This is a genomic window from Glutamicibacter bergerei (genome assembly GCF_054495185.1).
In genome coordinates this window covers 65,531-86,763 of sequence record NZ_CM137131.1, presented here as the reverse complement: position 1 = coordinate 86,763, position 21,233 = coordinate 65,531, and the positions used below count along the sequence as shown (strand labels likewise).

General features: G+C 60.0%; 22 protein-coding genes. 6 read left to right on the top strand and 16 right to left on the bottom strand.

Annotation, left to right across the window (positions count from 1 at the left end; translation table 11 throughout):
- Positions 1-4: 4 nt before the first annotated feature.
- The 11 genes from ACX5K5_RS00435 to ACX5K5_RS00385 all read right to left on the bottom strand — a co-directional run bounded on the left by ACX5K5_RS00435 (position 5) and on the right by ACX5K5_RS00385 (position 10,454).
- Entirely contained in the window at positions 5-1,333 is a 1,329-nt protein-coding gene (locus ACX5K5_RS00435) for a PH domain-containing protein (RefSeq protein ID WP_459174856.1), read from the bottom strand.
- Complete coding sequence (locus ACX5K5_RS00430) at positions 1,330-1,827, bottom strand: PH domain-containing protein (RefSeq protein WP_096254298.1); 498 nt, start codon at positions 1,825-1,827, stop codon at positions 1,330-1,332. The genes ACX5K5_RS00435 and ACX5K5_RS00430 overlap by 4 nt, the downstream gene beginning before the upstream one ends.
- Positions 1,796-2,257: a DUF3180 domain-containing protein gene (locus ACX5K5_RS00425; RefSeq protein ID WP_096254299.1), complete on the bottom strand. Its 462-nt coding sequence runs from the start codon at positions 2,255-2,257 to the stop codon at positions 1,796-1,798. Before ACX5K5_RS00425 ends, ACX5K5_RS00430 begins: the two co-directional genes overlap by 32 nt.
- On the bottom strand, positions 2,254-3,087 hold the full coding sequence (gene folK, locus ACX5K5_RS00420) for a 2-amino-4-hydroxy-6-hydroxymethyldihydropteridine diphosphokinase (RefSeq protein ID WP_096254300.1): 834 nt from the start codon (positions 3,085-3,087) through the stop codon (positions 2,254-2,256). The genes ACX5K5_RS00425 and folK overlap by 4 nt, the downstream gene beginning before the upstream one ends.
- The gene (gene folP, locus ACX5K5_RS00415) at positions 3,074-3,976 is read right to left on the bottom strand and encodes a dihydropteroate synthase (protein ID WP_188683992.1); all 903 of its coding nucleotides are present in this window, start codon (positions 3,974-3,976) and stop codon (positions 3,074-3,076) included. The genes folK and folP overlap by 14 nt, the downstream gene beginning before the upstream one ends.
- Positions 3,977-3,981: 5 nt before the next feature.
- A complete protein-coding gene (gene folE, locus ACX5K5_RS00410; RefSeq protein WP_096254302.1) occupies positions 3,982-4,560 on the bottom strand; it encodes a GTP cyclohydrolase I FolE in 579 nt (192 codons plus the stop codon).
- A 10-nt stretch (positions 4,561-4,570) separates the two neighbouring features.
- Positions 4,571-6,496: an ATP-dependent zinc metalloprotease FtsH gene (gene ftsH, locus ACX5K5_RS00405; protein ID WP_096254303.1), complete on the bottom strand. Its 1,926-nt coding sequence runs from the start codon at positions 6,494-6,496 to the stop codon at positions 4,571-4,573.
- A 107-nt stretch (positions 6,497-6,603) separates the two neighbouring features.
- The gene (gene hpt, locus ACX5K5_RS00400; RefSeq protein ID WP_096254304.1) at positions 6,604-7,155 is read right to left on the bottom strand and encodes a hypoxanthine phosphoribosyltransferase; all 552 of its coding nucleotides are present in this window, start codon (positions 7,153-7,155) and stop codon (positions 6,604-6,606) included.
- A 66-nt stretch (positions 7,156-7,221) separates the two neighbouring features.
- Positions 7,222-8,163, bottom strand: coding sequence for a tRNA lysidine(34) synthetase TilS (gene tilS, locus ACX5K5_RS00395; protein ID WP_096254305.1), 942 nt, complete (start codon positions 8,161-8,163; stop codon positions 7,222-7,224).
- A complete protein-coding gene (locus ACX5K5_RS00390; protein WP_096254306.1) occupies positions 8,160-9,083 on the bottom strand; it encodes an Rv3626c family coenzyme F420 biosynthesis-associated protein in 924 nt (307 codons plus the stop codon). Before ACX5K5_RS00390 ends, tilS begins: the two co-directional genes overlap by 4 nt.
- A gap of 9 nt (positions 9,084-9,092) precedes the next feature.
- Positions 9,093-10,454, bottom strand: coding sequence for a D-alanyl-D-alanine carboxypeptidase/D-alanyl-D-alanine-endopeptidase (locus tag ACX5K5_RS00385; protein WP_346059965.1), 1,362 nt, complete (start codon positions 10,452-10,454; stop codon positions 9,093-9,095).
- 98 nt (positions 10,455-10,552) lie between these two features.
- Between ACX5K5_RS00385 and ACX5K5_RS00380 the strand changes: the two genes are divergently transcribed.
- Positions 10,553-11,032 (top strand): inorganic diphosphatase, encoded by a 480-nt coding sequence (locus tag ACX5K5_RS00380; RefSeq protein ID WP_096254308.1) that lies wholly within the window; start codon positions 10,553-10,555, stop codon positions 11,030-11,032.
- A 65-nt stretch (positions 11,033-11,097) separates the two neighbouring features.
- Positions 11,098-11,589, top strand: a complete 492-nt coding sequence (locus ACX5K5_RS00375) for a GNAT family N-acetyltransferase (RefSeq protein WP_188683981.1) — start codon at positions 11,098-11,100, stop codon at positions 11,587-11,589.
- Here the strand turns inward: ACX5K5_RS00375 and ACX5K5_RS00370 are convergent.
- Positions 11,586-12,836, bottom strand: coding sequence for a DNA recombination protein RmuC (locus tag ACX5K5_RS00370; RefSeq protein WP_382412020.1), 1,251 nt, complete (start codon positions 12,834-12,836; stop codon positions 11,586-11,588). The genes ACX5K5_RS00375 and ACX5K5_RS00370 overlap by 4 nt on opposite strands.
- Before the next feature lie 9 nt (positions 12,837-12,845).
- Between ACX5K5_RS00370 and ACX5K5_RS00365 the strand changes: the two genes are divergently transcribed.
- Both ACX5K5_RS00365 and yczE read left to right on the top strand, forming a co-directional pair.
- On the top strand, positions 12,846-13,457 hold the full coding sequence (locus ACX5K5_RS00365) for a pyroglutamyl-peptidase I (RefSeq protein ID WP_459174855.1): 612 nt from the start codon (positions 12,846-12,848) through the stop codon (positions 13,455-13,457).
- A gap of 3 nt (positions 13,458-13,460) precedes the next feature.
- The gene (yczE, locus tag ACX5K5_RS00360; protein ID WP_443450100.1) at positions 13,461-14,090 is read left to right on the top strand and encodes a membrane protein YczE; all 630 of its coding nucleotides are present in this window, start codon (positions 13,461-13,463) and stop codon (positions 14,088-14,090) included.
- Here the strand turns inward: yczE and ACX5K5_RS00355 are convergent.
- Together ACX5K5_RS00355 and ACX5K5_RS00350 are read right to left on the bottom strand one after the other, a co-directional pair.
- Complete coding sequence (locus ACX5K5_RS00355) at positions 14,087-15,589, bottom strand: MFS transporter (protein WP_443450101.1); 1,503 nt, start codon at positions 15,587-15,589, stop codon at positions 14,087-14,089. The two genes, yczE and ACX5K5_RS00355, sit on opposite strands and share 4 nt — an antisense overlap.
- Positions 15,586-16,761, bottom strand: coding sequence for an amidohydrolase (locus tag ACX5K5_RS00350; RefSeq protein WP_459174854.1), 1,176 nt, complete (start codon positions 16,759-16,761; stop codon positions 15,586-15,588). Before ACX5K5_RS00350 ends, ACX5K5_RS00355 begins: the two co-directional genes overlap by 4 nt.
- A gap of 117 nt (positions 16,762-16,878) precedes the next feature.
- Between ACX5K5_RS00350 and ACX5K5_RS00345 the strand changes: the two genes are divergently transcribed.
- Together ACX5K5_RS00345 and ACX5K5_RS00340 are read left to right on the top strand one after the other, a co-directional pair.
- Complete coding sequence (locus ACX5K5_RS00345; RefSeq protein ID WP_188683967.1) at positions 16,879-17,481, top strand: hypothetical protein; 603 nt, start codon at positions 16,879-16,881, stop codon at positions 17,479-17,481.
- Between the two features lie 50 nt (positions 17,482-17,531).
- On the top strand, positions 17,532-19,010 hold the full coding sequence (locus ACX5K5_RS00340; protein WP_459174853.1) for an HNH endonuclease family protein: 1,479 nt from the start codon (positions 17,532-17,534) through the stop codon (positions 19,008-19,010).
- Here the strand turns inward: ACX5K5_RS00340 and ACX5K5_RS00335 are convergent.
- On the bottom strand, positions 18,987-19,817 hold the full coding sequence (locus ACX5K5_RS00335) for an HAD family hydrolase (RefSeq protein WP_459174852.1): 831 nt from the start codon (positions 19,815-19,817) through the stop codon (positions 18,987-18,989). The two genes, ACX5K5_RS00340 and ACX5K5_RS00335, sit on opposite strands and share 24 nt — an antisense overlap.
- A 114-nt stretch (positions 19,818-19,931) precedes the next feature.
- The gene (serS, locus tag ACX5K5_RS00330) at positions 19,932-21,209 is read right to left on the bottom strand and encodes a serine--tRNA ligase (protein ID WP_188683961.1); all 1,278 of its coding nucleotides are present in this window, start codon (positions 21,207-21,209) and stop codon (positions 19,932-19,934) included.
- Between the last annotated feature and the right edge of the window lie 24 nt (positions 21,210-21,233).

Below are 21,233 nucleotides of genomic sequence, written 5' to 3'. Positions count from 1 at the left end.
GGTGTTACCTTTCAACCTGGCGCTTCGCTTGCACCGCAAAAAATTCGCTGGCTACCGACGCGTCTAGCTGATGCAGGTATCCAATAATCGTGCCACCGGCGCTATAAAGCCTCACCCCGGCAAGATCGTGGCGACGCTCCCACGGACCCTGTTGCCAACCCATCCCTTGGATTCTGTTGTGCGGCACAAAGGCTGCACTGCGCGAAAGCCAGCCGAAGCGGGTGATGACACAATTTTGTGTTGCAAGAAATGCCTGATGTTTCCAAGCTCCCGGGGAGAGCGTTCTAGCTCGCACCGGTGAATTGATAAAACCGTGTGTGGTGCCGGTGGTGATGGCAGTCAACAGGACCTCACGCTGATTCTCCGCGCCGAGGTCCGGCAACAAGATCCCCATCACCTGGGTGACGGCGTTAAAGTCGCCGACCGGAAGCACCAAGAGGTTTGAAAATTCCTCATCACCCACGCCCAGCGCATTGACCTCTACCCGGTACCAACCAAGTAGACGCCAGAAGGCCGGCGAGCTGACCTGGATCGACTGCACGCGCCCGGCGGGCAATGACTGTTGTTTGGTATCGGCCAGCCCATGACTGATCCGCAATCCGGTATCTGTGGCGCTGGCGCTGAAATTCCAGGAGTTGTTCAGTTCTTTGTAGAACCAACCGCCGAAGCCGAGCAGAATCGGCAGCAAACCGGCAACAAATGCACCGTTGCCGGTGATGCTCACGATCCCCACGCTTAGCGCTCCGAGCAACCCGATGATCGTTGGCACGCGCAACAGCAAGGAAGCAAGCAGGCGCCCGGCCGGCACCTTGGCCATCAGCGGAACTGGTTCCGCGGCCGGAGGCTGCTCCACATCTTCGCTCGGCGCGGCTACTTCTCCCTGGGCCAAGGCCAGGATTTCGGTACGCAACTGGTGCGCGTGGGCCTTGCGTAAAAACGACAGGCGCATCACCGAGGCTGAACCGTCGGCCACATCAAAGCGCAGCTCGGCTAATCCCAGCAGGCGCGCCACCAAAGGCTGGGCGATATCGATACCCTGCACCTTGTCGATGCGTGCCTGTTTTTGACTGCGGAAGATCATTCCGGAATTCACGTAGACATGAGTTTCGCTGATCTTATAGCGGGTGAAATACCACGACAGCGCATAAAAAATGAGCACCAATAGCAGCGCTGCCGAGCCGATGGCCACGGTCCAGGTCAGCCGGCTACCAGAGAACCGGTCCGCCCAGGACAGCTCATCGGTATTTTGCCAGTACACCCACAACAACCCGACGATGGCCAGCCAGCCGTGCACGAAGGGACTTGCCGGGTGTACTCGCTGCCACTGATTCATAGCTGGTTCGCCTCGCCGGCCGCGACCAATCGTTCACGAAGCTCTTCACCGGTTTCCGCCCGCAGCCCCGGGATAACCGCGGTGGCCGCGCCGGCTGCGGTATTCAGCGTCAGCTTACACAGACCGTAACGGCGTTCCACCGGGCCAGAGGTCACTTCCACATATTGCATCCGCCCATAGGGAATGACCAGTTGTTTGCGCCACAGCACTCCGGAGCGCACCACTAGATCCTCGGTTCGTTCTTGGTAACCGAGGGCGCGAACCTGACGGCGCAGGATGCGCAAAACCAGCAGGGCAATTCCGATGACGAGTACCGGGGGCACGATCACCAGCCACCAGGGCGCTGGGAGGCCGAACAGTCGCAGGATTAGCGGCAGTAGCGCGACCAACAGGTAGCAGCTGCTCTGGATCGACCAGTTGACCAGCTTGACCTTAAAGTAGTCGGGGTCTACCGCAGTGAAATTATTCGGTAACGATTCCATCGGTGTTTTCATCGGTGTCCTCGGGCGGTAGTTTGCAAAGGTGCTGAACGATGTAGCCGATGATCACCATCAGTATCCCCGATCCGGCGAGCACCAGCGCACGAGTCAGCGTGGGGCTAGGTCCGGAAACGAATACTAAGGTAATCAGCGGGGCCAGGTGCCAGCCTGTTATTAATGCGCCGGCATAGGCTGCGGCCTGTGCGAGCACTAGGGTACGTGCGGCGGCTATCGGATCAATATGTGATCGGCCCAGCGTTGAGCGTTTGACCCGAATACCCAGAAAAAGAATGACCGCGCACACCGCCCCGAGGGAAAACAGTGCCGTGTAGTCCAGCACCGGGGAGAATCTGCCCGCGGCCGTGAGCAGGCGTAACGTTACCCAGCCCAGCACGCCGCCAAGCAGCATGCACCAGATCAGCGTGCGCAACTTAAGCCGGTTCATAGCCTGATGATGTCCTTGGTATCAGCGGCTGACTGCGCGAGCCGGGAAACCAGCTGTCCGTGCAGTACCGCATCGGCGTCCATCCAGCTCCACGGGGCCAGCACAAATCCGCGAATATGCGCCCGCGGGTGAGGTAAGGTCAAGCGCTCATCATCTAGTTCAAGCTGATCGTAGGTGATCAAGTCCAAATCCAAGGTGCGCGCTTCCCAGCGCACCTGGCGGGTACGGTGATGATTCGCTTCGATACGCTGAGCTAAATCCAGTAGTTCGTGAGGCCCCAGGGTGGTGCGCACCTTGATGACCTGATTGGTGTAATCGGGCTGATCCGGTGGTCCACCCACGGGTTTGGTGATCGCCACCGGGGAGGTTTGCAACACCTGAACATGCTCGGCAAGTTCGGCGATCGCCGCGCGCAGGGTGCCTTGGCTATCGCCGAGGTTAGCGCCCAGCGCAATAATCGCGGTGTGCAACTGCTGGTGGCGAGTCAAGGCGATGGACACGTCTGAGAAAGGCACCGGGATCGGCGCTTGTGGTTTGTGCACCACCACATCCACGGTTGCCACCGTGGGCCAGGTGCCCAAAATTGCATCTGCGATCTGCAATCCGAGCTTTTCAATGAGATCCCAGGGCCCGGCCTTAATCTGCTCGACAACCAGCTGGCTCACCGCCCCGTAGTCCACGGTGTCAACAACATTGTCGCTGAGCGCGGCGCGGGTGATGTCCACGTGGAGCACGACGTCGATGCGGAATTCTTGACCCTCGCGCTTCTCGAAGTCGAAGACTCCGTGATAGCCGGTGGCGCAAATTCCGTCGATACTAATTCGATCCATAAGCCTTCACGACTTCCAGCGCGTCGCGGCTGCCCGCCACATCGTGCACGCGCACCGCCCAGACGCCGTCGCGGGCTGCCAGTGCGGTGGTAGCCGCGGTGGCTCCATCGCGTCCTAGTGGTTCGCGCGGGGTGCCACCGTCGGCCAGCAGTTCGCCGAGGAAACGCTTGCGGCTGGTGCCCACCAGCACGCGGTGACCTAGTTCTTCGACCGCCGCCAGATTCGCCAGCAACGCCCAGTTATGCGCCGCATCCTTGGCGAAGCCCAGTCCGGGATCGATGATCAGCTGTTCTGGCTTGACGCCCTTGGCCACAAATTCGTCGCGCAGGGTACGTAGTTCGGCCACCACCTCGGTGACCACGTCGGTGTAGTTCGCCTGGCGCACCATATCCGCGGCGGTACCGCGACGGTGCATGAGTACGTAGGGGACACCGGTTTCTGCGATCAGTTCGGCCATACCCGCTTCATAGGTCAGCCCGGAAACGTCGTTAATCAGGTGTGCGCCGGCCGTAATTGCCGCGCGGGCGGTAGATACGTGCATGGTGTCCACGGAAATCACCGCACCGGCTTTGGCCAACGCCTCGATGACCGGAATGATCCGCGCCTGCTCCAGAGCTGGATCAACATCCTTGGCTCCGGGGCGGGTGGATTCACCGCCGACGTCGATAATGTCCGCTCCGGCGTAGAGCAGCTTCAGACCGTGATCCAGCGCCTTGTCGATGGCCAGATACTGCCCGCCATCGGAGAAAGAATCCTCGGTGACATTTAAGATTCCCATCACCAAGGTACGCCCGGTGGGCAGCTCGGCGAAGGTTTTGCGCTTCGACTTACGGACCACGGACAACGGGCTGGTGTTCGGGCCGGTGCCCGGGATAGCTCCAAGTGACATAGGTTTTACCTTCCGAGGATTAGGCTCATGGCTTCGGCACGCGTCGCGGTTTCACGCAGCTGGCCGCGCACCGCACTGGTGACCGTCTTCGCACCGGGCTTGCGTACCCCGCGCATCGACATGCACATATGCTCACATTCGATCACGACGATCGCGCCGGAGGGTTCCAGATGTTCTACCAGCGCGTCAACGATTTGTGTGGTCAAACGTTCTTGGACCTGTGGGCGGCGGGCGAAGACCTCGACCAGGCGCGCCAACTTACTGAGCCCGGTGACCTTGCCACCCTTGCCCGGAATGTAACCAATATGCGCGGTCCCGTAAAACGGCACCAGGTGGTGCTCGCAGGTGGAGTAGAACGCGATGTCCTTCACCAACACCATCTCATCATGTTCGATGTCAAAGGTGGTGGACAGGTGCTCGGCGGCGTCCTGATGCAAACCGGCAAAAAATTCTGCGTAGGCCTTCGCTACCCGCTTGGGGGTATCGAGCAAACCGTCACGGTCCGGATCTTCGCCAATGGCTTCAAGGATTTCGCGGACCGCGGCGGCAATACGCGGCTGGTCGATCTTCGTCTCTTCAATCACGACTTCGATACTAGTCGGTTGACTGCGCCGCGCGCTCCTTTGGGCTTAATATCGGTCCTTCTTCGTGGACCGGACGCGCATCATTGCTCAACCAAACCTCACGCTTATCGCGCTTAACCAGGTCGACGAACAGATCCGCGATTTCTTTCTGGTTCAGCGTTTCGCGCTCCAGCAAAGCCAAGGCCAAACGGTCCAGCACGTGACGGTTGGCGGTCAACGCCGCGTATGCGTCGTCGTGCGCCTGCTCGATGAGTGCACGCACCTCCTCGTCCACCAGGTGGGCCATCTCGTCGGAGAACTCGCGGGTGGCCGTACCCATGCCCTGTGCGGCCGCCGAGGAAGCCAAGCGCACCGCGCCAACCTTCTCGCTCATGCCGTACTCGGTGACCATCTTGCGGGCGGTATCGGTAGCCTTCTCGATATCGTTGGACGCACCGGTGGATGGATCGTGGAAGACGATCTCCTCGGCGACGCGGCCACCCATGGCGTAAGCCATCTGGTCCAGCAGTTCGTTACGGGTCACCGAATACTTATCGGATTCCGGAACCACCATGGTGTAACCCAGTGCGCGGCCACGCGGCAAGATGGTGATCTTGGTGACCGGCGCGGTCTGGTTCATCGCCGCGGCGACGAGCGCGTGGCCACCCTCGTGATAGGCGGTGACCTTACGTTCGTGCTCGTCCATCAGGCGGGTACGCTTCTGCGGTCCGGCCATGACGCGGTCGATCGCTTCGTCCAGCGCGCGGTCATCAATCAAGTTTGCGTTCGAACGGGCGGTCAACAGCGCCGCTTCGTTCAGTACGTTGGCCAAGTCGGCACCGGTGTAGCCCGGGGTCTTCTTCGCTACCGCATGCATGTCCACGGTCTCATCCATTGGCTTGCCCGCCGAGTGAACCTTCAGAATCTGCTCACGGCCGGCCAAGTCAGGTGCTTCCACCGGGATCTGACGGTCAAAACGTCCCGGGCGCAGCAGCGCCGGATCAAGCACGTCCGGACGGTTGGTCGCGGCGATCAGGATGACGTTGGTGGAGGCATCAAAGCCGTCCATCTCGACCAGCAGCTGGTTCAGCGTCTGTTCGCGTTCGTCGTTGCCGCCGCCGATGCCAGCACCACGGTGCCGACCCACGGCGTCGATCTCATCGACGAAGATAATTGCCGGAGAGTTGGTCTTAGCCTGTTCAAACAGGTCACGCACGCGTGAGGCGCCAACGCCGACGAACATTTCAACAAAGTCGGAACCCGAAATTGAGTAGAACGGGACCTGCGCTTCGCCGGCTACAGCCTTGGCGAGCAGGGTTTTACCGGTACCCGGAGGACCGTAGAGCAGCACGCCCTTAGGGATCTTCGCGCCCAGGGCCAGGAACTTCGCAGGCTCTTGGAGGAACTCCTTAATTTCGTGAAGTTCTTCCACCGCCTCGTCCGCGCCGGCCACGTCCACGAAGGTCACCTGTGGCATGTCCTTGGTGATGAGTTTCGCCTTGGACTTGCCGAACTGCATCACCTTCGAGCCGCCACCCTGGCTACGCGCCAGAATGAACCAGAAGATGCCTGCGATCAGGATAAAGGGGATGATAATGCCGAGCATCGACAGCAGCCAGTTGTTTTCTACCGGCTGATCGGTGAACTTGGCAAGCTTGGCTTCGTTCATCGCGTCGACCACTTGATCGGCGCGGGGAATGGAGTAGTAGAAGGAAACTTTCTTTCCCTTGTCCACCCCGTCGACGTTTAGCGCGTCGCGCAGGGTCAGGTCTACTCGCTGATCTCCGTCGAAGATCTTCGCTTCGGTGGCGTTACCGCTGGTAAGTTGGTTCAGCCCTACCGAGGTATCCACGCTTGCCGAACCGTTGCCAAATACCATCGGCAGGAACAACACCATTGCGGTCACACCGACCAGGACCCAAATGATCCAGCTGTTAAAAATCTTCTTAGTTTTCATCGATCCGAAAGGTCCCGTACCTTCCGCATCCCCCTCACGCGTTCTGCCGGCGTCCGGGCAACGCCACCTTCGATACAGTTCAACGCCCAAGTGGCGTTAAAAGTTCCCTACTCGTAGATGTGCGGAGCCAAGGTGCCCACGCAGTCAAGGTTGCGGTACTTTTCCGCGTAGTCCAGACCGTAACCAACCACAAATTCGTTCGGGATGTTCATGCCGACGTACTTCACGTCGATTTCTACCTTTGCGGCTTCCGGCTTACGAAGCAGGGTGCAAATTTCTACCGAGGCTGGGCCACGGGATTCCAGGTTCGCCTTCAACCACGACAGGGTCAGACCCGAGTCGATGATGTCTTCAACGATCAGCACGTGCTTACCCATCAGGTCGGTGTCCAGATCCTTAAGGATGCGAACTACGCCGGAGGACTGGGTGCCCGAACCGTAGGAGGAGACCGCCATCCAGTCCATGGACAGGTGGGACTTCAGCGCGCGGACGAGGTCAGCCATGACCATCACCGCACCCTTAAGCACGCCGACCACGAGGATGTCGCGTCCCTCGTAATCCGTATCAATCTGTGCTGCCAGCTCTTCGATACGAGCCTGGATTTCTTCCTTGGTATAAAGGACATGCGCCAGATCGGCCTTGACAGTGTTCGAATCCACGAGGGTTCTCCTGATTCTTGAAAGGTGGGGTACTCAACTAGAGTGCCACATTTAGTTTAGTGTTGTTCATCTGGTGGTGGTGAAAACTATCACCGACGAGCGCCGAAACGCACTAATTTTCCCGTCCAACTGCACCGGACCGGCGGAACGTGACTTATTCGTACCCACCCCGGCCAGCGCGCAGAGAGCCGAAGTTCGTTCGCTGCTCAGGTTCCGCGCCCCGGCCTCGGCAGCCGCCAGGCGCAGTACCCGCGAGCCAATAGCCGGCGGAAAACTCTGAAGAACCTGCAGGTTTATACCCTGTGTTCCGCGGGACTGTTCCCAGGCTTGATGCGCCCACGCCTCCAGCGCCTCGGCATCCGCGGCCGCCAGCCGCGCGGTGCGAGCCAGTGATTCGGTCAGCTGCCCACCAAGCTGCTCACGCAGAAATGGGAGCACTTTGTGGCGGATGTGATTACGTCGATAGGCGGTGTCTGTATTACTTGGATCTTCCCAATAATCGACTCCAGCCCGCTGACAGATCGATTCGGTGTCGGCTCGGGTCAGTTCCAGTAGCGGCCTGGCGTACCGGCCGCGGATCGGCGGAATACCGGCCAGAGTCCGAGTACCGGATCCGCGCAGAATTCCTAAGAGCACCTGTTCGGCTTGGTCGTCCTTGGTGTGTGCCAGCAGTAAGCGTTGCGCCCCGGATTCGCTCAGGGCTTGTTCGAAGGCGGCATAACGCGCGGTTCGCGCCGAGGCCTCGTCACCGCTGGTACTCACGGTTTTGATCTGTACCTGCGTAAAACCTAGTTCGGCGCATTGGCTCGCGGCATGCTGCGCTACCCGATCGCTGCCGGCTTGCAGGCCGTGATCCACGATCACCACCCCGAAGCGGGTATCGCGCAGTAGTTGACTAGCGGTAATCGCCAGGGCCATCGAGTCGGCACCACCGGAGATGCCCAGCAACGTATGCGGCGCCGCGAGTCGGATGATCTGGTTGCGGGCCAGATCGATGGGTCGACTCATCGAGTACGGGCCAGCCAGAGCGCCGGGTTATCGAGCTCCTCGGAGCTGGGGAAAAGTTCCCGGGCGCTGAAAATAGTGTTAAATTCCGCGTACCCGATCTCATCGACCAGATGGCGCACGAACTTGGCGCCGCGCTCATACTGGCGCGCCTTGGCGTCCATGCCCAGCAGCTTGCCAATCCAGGTGGCCCACGGTGAACGATTTTTACCGCGGGCGGTAAAACGATTTTGAATGGTCTTGATGCTTGCGATGCTGGAGACATCATTCATCACGACCATGGCATGGCCCTCAAGCACCGACATGATGCTGGTCAGTTCCCCGACCTCGCTACGCATGGATTTCACCCGTGCACCGATGTCATTCATTGAGTTGGTTTTCTCACCCAGGGGTTCAAAAACCTCGGCGAGGATCTGCTTCATGACTACGGGAATCCACGGGGCGTGTTCAAACTGCAGTCGGTGAGTCTGTTCGTGGGTGGCGATCCAGAGGTAAAAATCGCGTGCATTAAGGTTCAGTTCGCCGCGGATTTGTGTGATCGTTGGGGCGTTGAGCAGCAATCTCGGGCCAGCGAAAGGATCAAACTGGCCAAGCACCCGGGTGCCCAGAATTGAGAGCACCGCGCCAAGCTCGGCGCCGGCGATCAGCGGTAACGCGCTGGGGGTGTGCGGCAGCTCGGGAAGCATCGCTGCGAAGTTCTGGCTGACCGCCTTAGCCCAACCGCCACGGTCTACCACCAGGGTTTGTGAGGGCGCGGTGCTGGTCAGCTTCGAGATTTTCTCCGCCTCGCGCAACCCCTGCCCGGCTGCGATACGCAGCTCCTCGACGATGCGCGCCGCTTGCTTAGCACTGAGCGCTGGTCCGGCGGGCATCAAGGTTTTAGCCGTGCCGACCGCAAGGTCCCAATCGATGAACTGGCTCATGAATTTCTCCTACCGGCAACCGCATCCGCGCAGGGCGGTGACTGCCTGGTCGATAGTTTGCTTATGTGGTGCCAACGCTCCGTCAGGTTGCGCGGCAAAAATGCTAAAGGCGATGAGCCGCCCGTCCTCGGTGAGTGTCATTCCGGTCAGTGTGGCAACTCCAGATAGGGATCCGGTTTTGGCACGGACCAGACCTAGAGTTTGATCCGAAGCCAGCCGGGTCATCAGCGTTCCGTTGTAGCCGGCTACCGGTAAGGAGTACACCAATTCACGCAGTTCGGCCTTGCCACTGGTGGCCGCTGCACGCAATAAGGTGGTCAACGCTGCCGGTGAAATTTTGTTGCTGGCCGCTAGCCCGCTGGCATCCACCAAAGATATGCCGGTTGCGCCATATGCCTCGGCGACCTGTTGCACCGCCAAGCCGGCCTGCTTCGGGTCTAGCCCTTTTTTCACCGCAACAAGTCGGCCCATGGTTTCGGTGAGGTAATTATCCGAAACCAGCAGCATGTGCTTGATCTGATCACGTAGCGGTGCGGAGAGAACTTGCGTGATTTGCTCCCCGCCGCCATAGGCTCCCCGGCCGCCCTCGCTGACCCCAACCTCTTTGCTCAGTGCGGCGCTAAACACCTTGCGCACCTGCTGGGCAGCATCTGATTGGTACGCCGAGCGGGTACTCTCGGTGGCGCGGCCAGCATAGTGCGCGATCGGGTACACGTCACCAATATTGTTCGAGGTGAACAAGGACTTGTCCCAGGCCGGATTAACCTGCGCGTCGCCGAACAGTGAATCGTCTAACCAAAGTTTTACCTCGCTTACCCCACGCGCTTTGAGCTCCTTAGCGGTCTGCTCCGCCAAGGTTGCCAGCCCCGCATAGCCTTTGGGATGTGCCGGATTCGATTGACCATCGCCGAGCAGCACGTCGCCACCGCCGCGCAGCACCAAGGTGTCCCCGTCTAACCAGACGCTGGTCGCTAACCGATGATCCCCGCCGAAGGTATCCAAGGCCGCCACCGCGGTGGCAACCTTCAGGCTTGAGGCCGGAGTTCCGGGGGTCTGCGAATTCTTGTCGTAGAGCACCTGGCCGCTAGCAACGTCGACCACTTGTGCGTTAAACGAGGTTTTATCGGGCTTGGTAGCAAGGATCGCGTCCAGTTGCGCGGTGAGTTTGGCCTGGTCCGGCATTGGCGCTTCGGGGTTCAGATCCTTCACGGTGACCGGTGCGGCCTCGGGGGTCGTGGCACTCGCGCTCAGGTAATGTGCGGCGGGCTCACCAGTGAAGGTGCGCGGCGAGAGGAACATCGCCGTCGCCATGCCCAGCACTGCTAACAGTGCCACTCCAAGCGTCATGACGCGTCGGAAGGCAATGTTCATGTGAGCAGGTTCCTCTCGAAAGTTTAGCTACTTAATCCCTTGGGGGCGCTACGCTTATTAGCGGATATCCCTAAGACTAGTTTAGGAGTGTGCTTTTTATGCGCCACGACGTGACCATCGAGATCCCAACGGGATCACGCGTCAAGTACGAAATCGACCACGAGACCCACCGCTTGCGCCTGGATCGTGTGCTCTTTACTGCCATGCAGTACCCAACCCACTACGGTTACTTCGACGAAACCCTCGGCGAAGATGGCGATCCTTTGGATGCCATGGTCTTCATCCCGGGCGTCGATTTGATCCCTGGTGTCATCGTTGAGTCGCGCCCTATCGGCGTCTTCAACATGACCGATGATGGCGGTGGAGACGCGAAGCTGCTGTGCGTCCCGACCGACAAGCGCTTTGATCACATCAAGGAACTTGAAGACATGGATGAGTGGTTGATCAAGGAGATCGAGCACTTCTTCACCCGTTACAAGGACCTGGAACCGGGCAAGTGGGTTAAGGCTGAGGGCTGGGAAGGTCGCGAGGCCGCCGAGGCCGAGCTGGCACGCTCCATCGAGCGTTTTAAGGCTTAAGTACGATCAGAGGGCGGGGACCATTATGGTGCCCGCCCTTTGCTGTCCCCCACGAAAGGTTGCTGATGCTCGACGCACTCACATTGCCCGCACCCCTGAACGCGCTGGTGCAGCTGCGCCGCGCCGCACCGGGCGACCTGGCTCAGCTGCTGGAACTACTCAGCGATGATCCGCTCAGCGCTAGCCGGGAGGCGCCCTATTCGCGCGATGCCGGCCATGCGCGCGCACTGGCACAGATCATCGCGGATGGTGGAAATGAGCTCATTGTTGGTGTGCAAGGTACCCAAATCATCGCCATGCTTCAGCTGACTCGCATTCCCGGAATTTCTCGGGGCGGCTCCACCCGGCTCAATGTTGAGGCGGTGCGCGTGCGCGCGGAGCATCGCTCGCGCGGACTTGGCAAGGCACTGCTGCGCTGGGTCATCGATCAGGCCGCACCTGCCTGCGACGCCGACCTGATCCAACTGACCTCGGATAACTCGCGGGCCGACGCACATCGTTTTTATGAGCGGCTGGGGTTCACCGCCTCGCACGTGGGATATAAGCTACGCCGCTAGCGGCCAAGCGCGGTTTCCAGCACCGTCTCATCTGGCAAATTTTCGACTTCGCGCAGCGTCCGCTCCACCGCGCGGGTGCGCGTCCCAGCGCTTTGCACGGTATTTTGCGCCGCAGATAGCTGCTTGCCCAGCTTGTCCCACACATCTCCATACTTGCGGAATTCCGCTTTGGCCGCAGCAAGCACCTGCCATACCTCGCTGCTGCGCGCTTCGATTGCCAGGGTTCTGAAACCCATCTGCAGCGAGTTGAGCAGACTCATCAGCGTGGTGGGTCCGGTGACCAGCACCCGGTGTTCGGTCTGCAGTTTACTGGCCAGCCCCGGGCGACGCACCACCTCGGCAAAGAGCCCCTCGGTGGGCAGATACATGATCGCAAAATCTGTGCTGTACGGCGGGGCGATGTACTTGGCCGAGATCAATTTGGCCTGCTCGATAATTGCCCGATCCAGCGCCTTGCTGGCCTTTACGATGGCTTCCTTGTCACCCGATTCCTGGGCGTCCAAGAGCCGCTCATAGTCTTCTTGCGGCAGCTTCGAGTCGATCGGCAGGTACACCGGCGTTTCATCATGCCCAGGCATCTTCACCGCAAATTCGACGCTATCCCTGGTCTCGGGTTTGATCACCACGTTCTGCGCATACTGCTCCGCGGTGAGAATATCTTCGAGCTGGCGTGCCAGCTGTACCTCGCCCCAGGTGCCACGGCTCTTCACGTTGGTCAGCACCCGCTTAAGCCCGCCGACATCGGCTGCGAGGTTCTGCATTTCGCCCAGACCCTGCTGCACCATTTCGAGCCGTTTGCTCACTAGTTCGAAGCTTTCACCGAGCCGTTTCTCCAAGGTGCCCTGCAGTTTCTCGTCGACGGTTTCACGCATTTTTTCCAGCTTTGCCTCGTTGCCGACGCGCAGCAATTCCAGTTCTTCGCGCAATGCCGCCTGCAGCTGGCTGTGCATCTGCCGATTGGACTGGCTCAGCGAACTGATCTTGCCATCCACGGTGGCGCGGATCATCTCCAAGCGCGCCTCATTATCGCGGCGGACCTCGCCCAAGGATTCACGCAGTTCTCCACGCTGCGCCCCCAGATCCTGACGCAACTCACCGTGGGTGGCGCGCACGCTGGCGGCGATCGAGTCCGGATCCACGGATCCGGTGCGGCGAACCAGCAGCGCCATGGTGCAAAGCACGAGGAGGATGTTGATGAGCAAGAGGACAATATTCATGTACCCATCACTACCAGCGTCCTGGGACATAATAGGTCCATGCGCATTCTTGTCACCGGGTTTGAGCCCTTCGGCGCCGACACCAGCAATGCCAGCGAGCAAACGCTGAAGCTCTTGCCGCAGTCCTTGGGCGAACACCAGATCCACACCGGAGTTCTGCCGGTCTCTTTCCGGCGCAGCACCCGGGTACTCGATGACCTGATCGCCACGCACGTGCCCGATGCGCTGGTGCTTCTAGGTGAGGCCGGGGGCCGCCGGCAGATCAACCTGGAGCGCTTTGCGGTCAACCGGATGAGCGCGCGCATCGCCGATAACGACGGCGCCCAACCGGCCGGCGAGCGCATCGAGCCAGCCGGCCCGGCCCGGCGCGAGGCCACCATGGCGGTCCCCAGCGAGCTAGCGGCAAGTGAGGATGCCGGCGGTTTTGTCTGCAATCGAATCGCCTACCATGCCTATGGATTGCCCATCCCCGCCCAGTTCATCCACCTGCCTGCGGTACGCCCGGACCGGCAGCGGGCACTGGTCGGCGCGGAGACCGATGGCAGCGCCCCGGTGGCCAGCGAACTGAGTCTGGCGCAGCTGGCGGATTCGCTGACCCGGTATCTTCAGGACATTTTTTTCACCACAAGCCGCGCGGCTAGCTACGGTTAACCCATGAGCCTGACCAACCTGTCCCCGCGCCAGCAGTTTGCCGCCGGCCGAGTCCCGCTGCGTTTAGCAAGTTTGTTCATCGGGCTGCTGCTCTTCGCGTTGGCGATGGCGTTGATGGTGCGCGCAAATCTAGGTGTAGACCCGTGGAACGTGTTCCACCTGGGCTTGTCGCACCATCTGCCGCTGTCGCTGGGCACCATCGTGGTCATCGTCGGAATCATCATGCTGCTGACCTGGATTCCGATGAAGCAGTGGCCCGGGGTCGGCACCATCGCCAACGTCTTTGTCATCGGTGTGGCGCTGGACGTTTTCCTGCTGGTCCTGCCCGAGTTTTCCGGGCTGGGCTGGCAAATTCTGTGCCTCATCGCGGCGATCTTGATCAATGGCCTGGGCGGCGCCATGTACATCGGCAGCCACTTCGGCGCCGGCCCGCGCGACGGGCTGATGACCGGGCTGCACCTGCGCACCGGGCTGAGCATCCGGCTGGTGCGCACCAGCATCGAACTGCTGGTGCTGGGCATCGGCTGGCTGCTGGGCGGTCCAGTAGGTTTGGGCACCGTGGCCTACGCACTGCTGATCGGCCCCTCCACGCAATTCTTCTTTCGCTTCACCATCATCAAGCTGGCCGCCTAAGCACCGATCGATGGTGTTGCCGGAACCTCGTTTCCTGTTTTCTGCTTTTCGCGTGGCACGGTGACCATAATCGAAATGATCGCGATCACCACCATCAGCAGGTTGAACAGCACACCCACCGCCCCGCCGAAGCGCAAACCAACATTCTCTTGGTTGCCGATGAACAACCCCCACGAACGAATCATGTCCGGGTTTGCCGCCTGCGCGGCGACATACAACGCGGCGGAGACCGCCACACCGATGGCATTGCCCAGCGAGGAGGCCATCTTGTAGATGCCGGCGGCGGCCCCTGCCTGGTTGTCCGGCACGCTGGACAGCGCCGCGTCGGTGGACGGGGTCGCATAGAATCCCAGCCCCACGCCAAAGAGCGTAAAGCCGATCACCGCGAGCACGATGTACTGTTCGACCAGCACGAAGGTCATCGAGGTCAGCAAGATGCCCAGTCCCGCGATGGCGCTGCCCCAGATCATCGGGCGGCGCGGGCCGAAGCGCTGCAGCAATTTCTCACCCACACGGATCGTGGCGATGACCGAGATCAGGTAGCCCAGAGTCAGCAGCCCGGATTGCAGCGAGCTGAGCCCGGCGGCCACCTGCACCAGTCCCAGGGCCACGATCAGCGTGCCGGCGGCCCCGTTGAGCAGGAAGTTGGAAAGGGTCGCCCCGGTAAATGACATGTTGCCAAAGAGCCTCAGGTCCAAGAACGCATGCTCTTTGCGCGACTCGATCGAGAAGAATGCCAGCGCGGAAACTACGGAGATGGCCACCAGCCCCACACCGGTTAGCGACAGCCATCCAAGGCTCGGCCCCTGGGAGATGTACACATTGATCGCCACCAGCGCGATAATGAACGCGGCCAGCCCGCCGAAGTCGAACCGGGCGGCCGGGCCAGCGGATTCGGCTTTGGATTCCGGCGTGCCGCGCAGCAGGAAGAGCGCCAGGATCGAAAGCACGATCGAAATCCAGAAGATTGAACGCCAGCCGAAAACCGAGGTGGCCATCAGACCGCCAAAGAGTGCGCAGAATCCCGAGCCGCCCCAGGAACCGATGGACCAGAAGGACAGCGCCCGCTGCCGCTCCTTGCCCGCATAGTAGGTTTTCACCAATGCCATCGTCGAGGGCATGATGCACGCCGCGGACAGCCCCTGGACGATGCGTCCGCCCAGCAGCAGCGCGCTGGTCAGCCCGCCCAGGTTCTCCGGAGTCAGCGCAATGAGCAGCGAACCGAGAATGGACAGGTAGATGCCCGCGTACATCAGCTTCACCCGGCCCAGCCGGTCCGCCAGCCCGCCGGCAACGACGATGAAGATCCCGGAGAACAGCGAGGTGATCGACACCGCCAGGTTGCCGATGGTGCGCTCGATGCCCAGCTCCCCCTGGATGCCCGGGATCACGTTGAGCAGCGTCTGGGCGAAGAGCCAGAAGTTGATCACCGCCAGCACGATGCCGATCAGCCACTTGTCGTTCGGCTTCCAGGCGGCAGAGGTTTGGGCGTTGCTCACGCTTGCTCCAGTTCGCTCAGCGCGGCGAGCACCATCGCCTGCACGCCGCGGGACAGGGTCGGTTCAAGTACCGGGGCGAACAGCGGCGAGTGGTTTCCCACCGTGGTCCCTCCGCCCAGCAGCCAGAAGGTATACGGAATCCCGAAGGCATCCGGGATTCTGCTGAAATCCTCCGACGCGCTTTGCCGGCTGGCGGTGCCCACCTGCCCGAAGTAGTTTTTAAACGCCTCGCTGACCTGTTTGGTCACCGCGGGATCGTTGGTGGTCAGCGGGAACTGGTCATAGTATTCGAACTCGGGTTCCTTCGGCGACCCGGCGGCCGCGCATTCTCCGCGCACGATCCTTTGGACCGCGTTGATCAGCGTGTCGCGCACCGCGTTGTCATAGGTGCGCAAGTTCAGCAGCAGCGTGGCCCGGTCGGCGATGATATTGGACTTCGTGCCCGCCTGCAGCGAACCAATGGTCAGCACCGCAAAATCTCCCGGAGCCACCTCGCGGGAGACCACCGCCTGCAAGCGCATCACGATCGAGGCGGCCAGCACCACCGGGTCCACCGACAACTGCGGCGTCGACCCATGGGAGCCGGCGCCATGCACGGTAATGCGGATCGAGTCTCCGGCCGAAAGCACCGGGCCGGTGACCGTTTGCAGCTCCCCGGCCGGCAGCTGCATCACATGCTGCGCAAAAGCGACGTCGGGTGCGGGGATCTTCTGGGCCAGTGAGTCGGCAATCATCGCCGCCGAGCCCTGCGCGGTTTCCTCGGCCGGCTGGAAGAGCGCTATATATGTTCCGGACCATTCGGCGCGGTGATCGGCCATCAGTTTTGCCGCGCCGAGCAGCGCAGCCACATGCACGTCATGCCCGCAGGCGTGCATCACCGCATCATTTTGCGAGCTGTAGTCCAGCCCGGTGGCCTCAGTTACCGGCAGTCCGTCCATGTCCGCGCGGGCCAGCACGGTGCGCCCGGGACCATTGCCCAACACGCCAACCACCCCGGTACCGCCTATGCGCTGCACCTGGTAGCCAAATTCTTCGAGCTTGCCGGCCACCAGCGCGCCGGTCCTGGTTTCTTGCAGACTGAGTTCCGGATGCCGATGCAGCTGTCGATACGTTTCGTGAATCCATTCAAGTTCGGTATCGAGTTCGGCCAGGACCTTCCGCGCGGTTTCCATGCACTTCCCTTTCAGCAGACAGTTCTCAATATATGCCCGATGCCTTGTGCGCGAAAGAGAACACGGTATGTTGCGAGATTGCAAGACAAAACGAGTACCTCGGGCAATACTTAAACCATGTTTGTCCTCGCGCTCAGCCCGAAGCCGCGCTCCGTCACCGACGTGCAGGCGGCCGCCGAACTTTTGTGGGACCAGCTAGATCAGGTGCACACCCACGCGCCATTTATGGCACTCAGCGGTCAGTTACTGCTCGGAGTCCCGCACGATGCTCACGGCGCCATCGATGCGATCATGCGGTGCGCCAGGCTCAACTTCTGCCACATCGGGCTCGGCGTAGGCACGCTCTACGAGCCCGTACCGGCGCAGGCAGACCTGGTCGAGGGCAGGGCGCAACGCCGTGCTCTGGGTGCCTTAGAAGCGGCTACACACCGCGGAGAGCGCGTACCCATCTCCGTGTCCTGCGGGGATCCAGACCTCGATCTTGAGCTCGAAGGCTTACTGCGCCTGCTCGGCCAGTCCGTGCGCACGCGTAGCGCCGCCGAATGGGCCGTAGTGGATCTGCTGACCCCCGGGGTGCGCGGCCAGCAGAAGGCCATTGCGCAGGTTCTAGACGTCACTCCCCAAGCGGTCTCGGCCGCCATCGTACGCTCCGGATATCACGATGAGATCGACGCCCGTGGCGGAATCGCACGACTGCTGGAGCTAGCCGACCAGCCTTAAAGCCTCAAAAATTCGAAGACATTTTCGAACAAGAGGCGTATAATAGAGGTATGTCCGAAGCAATGGCGCCAAGACATCGCCCGCCCCAAGCAGAGTTTTACCAGGTCGCAGATGACCTGGTAACTTCAACGCGACGCGAGCCAACTCAAAGCAACGCGCAGCGTGCGGCCGCAAAACATTTCCAGAAAATTGCGAACTACGAAAAGGAAATCGCTCGCCTTCGTAGCAAACAAGCAGCGGAAAGCTATCAGGCCGAAAAAGAAATCGTGCGCGAGAACGAGTACCTTGGAACCTCCTGCAACGACCTCACCCGCGGCGCAGCAAGCGCCGTGGCATTAGCCCGGCATCAGGCACCCAACGGATTTCGAAACTACTTGGTCAACTGTCGAATCTTGGCTGAAGACACTCCTTACCTCCAACAGCAGTTTGCACAAGGTGAATTCACCGAGCAGCAAATATTGGCGATCCTCACGCCACTGCAAAAAGTCAAAGCCGAACGTCGCGCCGAATTCGATGCTATTTTCCGGGACAACCCGGAGATGTTCGAATCTCAGGGGCCAAAGCAGATTGGCGAAACCGTAAAGCGTTTCACCTTAGACTTCGCCTCCGATGAGCAATGTCTACAAATGAAACAGCAAGATTCCAAGCGCTACGTTCACCTCAAAAGGGGCAAAGACTGCGTTCTCATCAACGGTAGCCTGCCCGTTGTCTCCGGCACAGCGTTACAGATGCACCTGCAGCAGGAATCTTACCGCTTGAAGCAACTGGGAGATCCCCGCACTAGGGACCAGATCAAAGCGGACCTTCTATGCACTTACCTACTCGCAGGTCGTCCGGAAAAACTACCGATACAGTTGCATGTTGGCCTGATCATGACCGACAAAACGCTATTCCTCGGCGACCGGGAACCAGCTTATATGGAAGGTTATGGATACGTTCCGCCGCAGTACGCGCGGGAGCTCATAGCCGGAACCCCTATCGCAAACGAGCTAAGTTTCGCCCAAATGGAAGCTGGTCAGGCCGACGAACACTTGGATCGGCTGGAGACGCTACCCGATCTGATTCGGCTCTATACGGCACCCGGCGATAAAGAATTAGTCGCCATGGACTCCAAGGCTCGCATCTTCCCGGAAAAGCTTCGCCGCTTCGTAAAAATTCGCGACCGGCATTGCCGTACCCCATTTTGCGATGGCAAGATCACAGAAATTGACCACGTATTGCAGCATCATTTGGGCGGACCCACAGATGTAGACAATGCAGATGGTCGATGTTCATCGTGCAATAAGGCCAAGGAAAGTCCGGGTTGGATTGAAATCGTGGCGCTCAAAGGACCTCACACTATGCGTGTGAACCCCGGCTCGTCGATGACCTATCGCTCCACCGCACCACCGGCAACGGGATACGCACATCAACCATTTCCGCAGTTGATCTGTGATTCACAATGGATACGCGGCGTGAAGCGCAGACTGCATACCCAGCAAGATTCAAACAGCCCAGGGCCCTGGTTAGCCCTGCAAGAGTCCTTCTAGGACGATCGCCAGACCGTCCTCATCCACCGAAGCAGTCACCTCATCAGCAACAACCTTGACCTCTTCAGGAGCTTGGCCCATGGCGACACCACGCCCGGCCCACTGCAACATCTCAATATCGTTTCGTCCATCACCCACGGCAAGGGTCTGCGCCGATTCGAACTCTAATTCGGTGCGCAAACGCTCCAGTCCGCTGGCCTTGGTAATACCTTCGGCAGCAATATCCAACCATGCGGTCCAACCCACTGAGTAGGTCACCCCAGAAAGCCCCAGCCCATGCACTGCTTGACCAAAGTCTTCGGCGGTGGCATCGGTGGAGAAGACCACCACACGCACCGCCTTGCTACGCAGTAACTCGTCAAATTCGACAACCTTGGAGGTGGCGCCAAAGCTCGCATCGGTGAATACATCACTGGAGAGGAACTCGCCGCGTTCATTTTCCACTGCATATTTAGCATTAGGAAGCTGACGCATCAAGGCAGCTAGGGCCAACGAGGGATCAAAAACTTCACGATGCAAAATCTCAATATCTTCGCCGCGCATTCGGGCCAGCACGCCACCGTTACTTGCCACCACATAACCGTGGTCGATACCTAGTTCGGTCATCAGCGGCACAGCCGCACCGAGCGAGCGGCCAGTAGAAATCACTACCTCATGCCCGGCCTTCACTACCGCGCGGGCAACTTCACGCACACGTGCACTCATCAGTCCCTGATGATTGACGATCGTCCCGTCAACATCTAGGCAAATCATCAACTTTTCGTCATCTAGCCGGTCGTCGTTGCCGGCCTTAGTCAAAATTGTCATAGTTCCAGTGAACCACTGCTACGTAAATATTACGATGAGCCACAGCACAACGGCAGGTGAACGGCTGGTTAAAAGAAAATCGACCGGCCCTTGTGGGGCCGGTCGACGTTCGCTTTACTTCATGATTTTGAGTCCACCAAGATAAGGCTGCAGCGCCTTGGGCACGTTGACCGTGCCGTCCGCGTTCTGGTGGTTTTCCAGAATCGCAACGATCCAGCGGGTGGTGGCAAGCGTTCCGTTCAAGGTAGCTACCGCGCGCGTTTTGCCCGGCTTGCCGTCAACAACTTCACGTTCACGAATGTTAAGTCGACGCGACTGGAAGGTCGTGCAGTTCGAGGTCGAGGTCAGTTCGCGGAAGGTTTCCTGTGTTGGCACCCAAGCCTCGCAGTCGAACTTGCGTGCGGCACTCATGCCGAGGTCACCCGCGGCGGTATCGATGACCCGGTAAGGAAGTTCCATGCGTCCAAGCATTTCTTCTTCCATAGCCAGCAAGCGTTCGTGTTCTCCGGCGGCCTCTTCGACCGTGGTGTAGATGAACATTTCGAGCTTGTTGAACTGGTGCACGCGAATAATGCCCCGAGTATCCTTACCCGCGGAGCCAGCCTCACGGCGGTAGCAGGAGGACCACCCGGCATAGCGGATCGGGCCATCAGTTAGGTCCATGATCTCGTTGGCGTGGTAACCGGCCAACGCCACCTCGGAGGTGCCGACCAGGTAAAGGTCGTCGCGCTCCAGCTTGTAGATCTCGTCGTCGTGTTCAACGTCGAAACCGGTGCCCTGCATAGTTTCTGGTCGGACCAATGTCGGAGTGATCATCGGAATGAAGCCACGCTCGACCGCAAGATCCAGCGCCATGTTCATCATCGCTATTTCCAGGCGGGCACCGATGCCCTTGAGGAAGTAAAAGCGTGAACCGGAGACCTTTGCGCCGCGTTCCATGTCGATCGCGCCGAGTTTCTCGGCGATCTGCAGGTGGTCCAGCGGTTCAAAACCCTCGGCGGCAAAGTCGCGCGGGGTGCCGACGGTCTTCACCAGCGCGAAGTCGTCTTCACCGCCGGACGGGATGCCATCGGCGATCAGGTTCGGGATGGAGCGCTGCAACGAGGTGCACTTAGCAGCCGCTTCGTCGGAAGCTGCTTGGGCAGCCTTCACGGAAGCCGCCAGTTCCTTGACCTCCGCCAGCAGTGCTGCACGTTCCTCGCCCTTAGCGGCGCCAACCTTCTTGGAGAAGGCATTCTGCTCCGCGCGCAGGCGCTCGTAGGTGCTTATGGTCTCGCGACGCGCCGAATCAGCCTCAATAAGCTGGTCGATTAGCGCTTCGTCGGCACCGCGCGCGCGTTGCGAGGCGCGGTACATTTCCGGATTATCGGTGAGCATTTTCAGGTCGATCACATCTTAAGCGTAGCAATCTTGAGT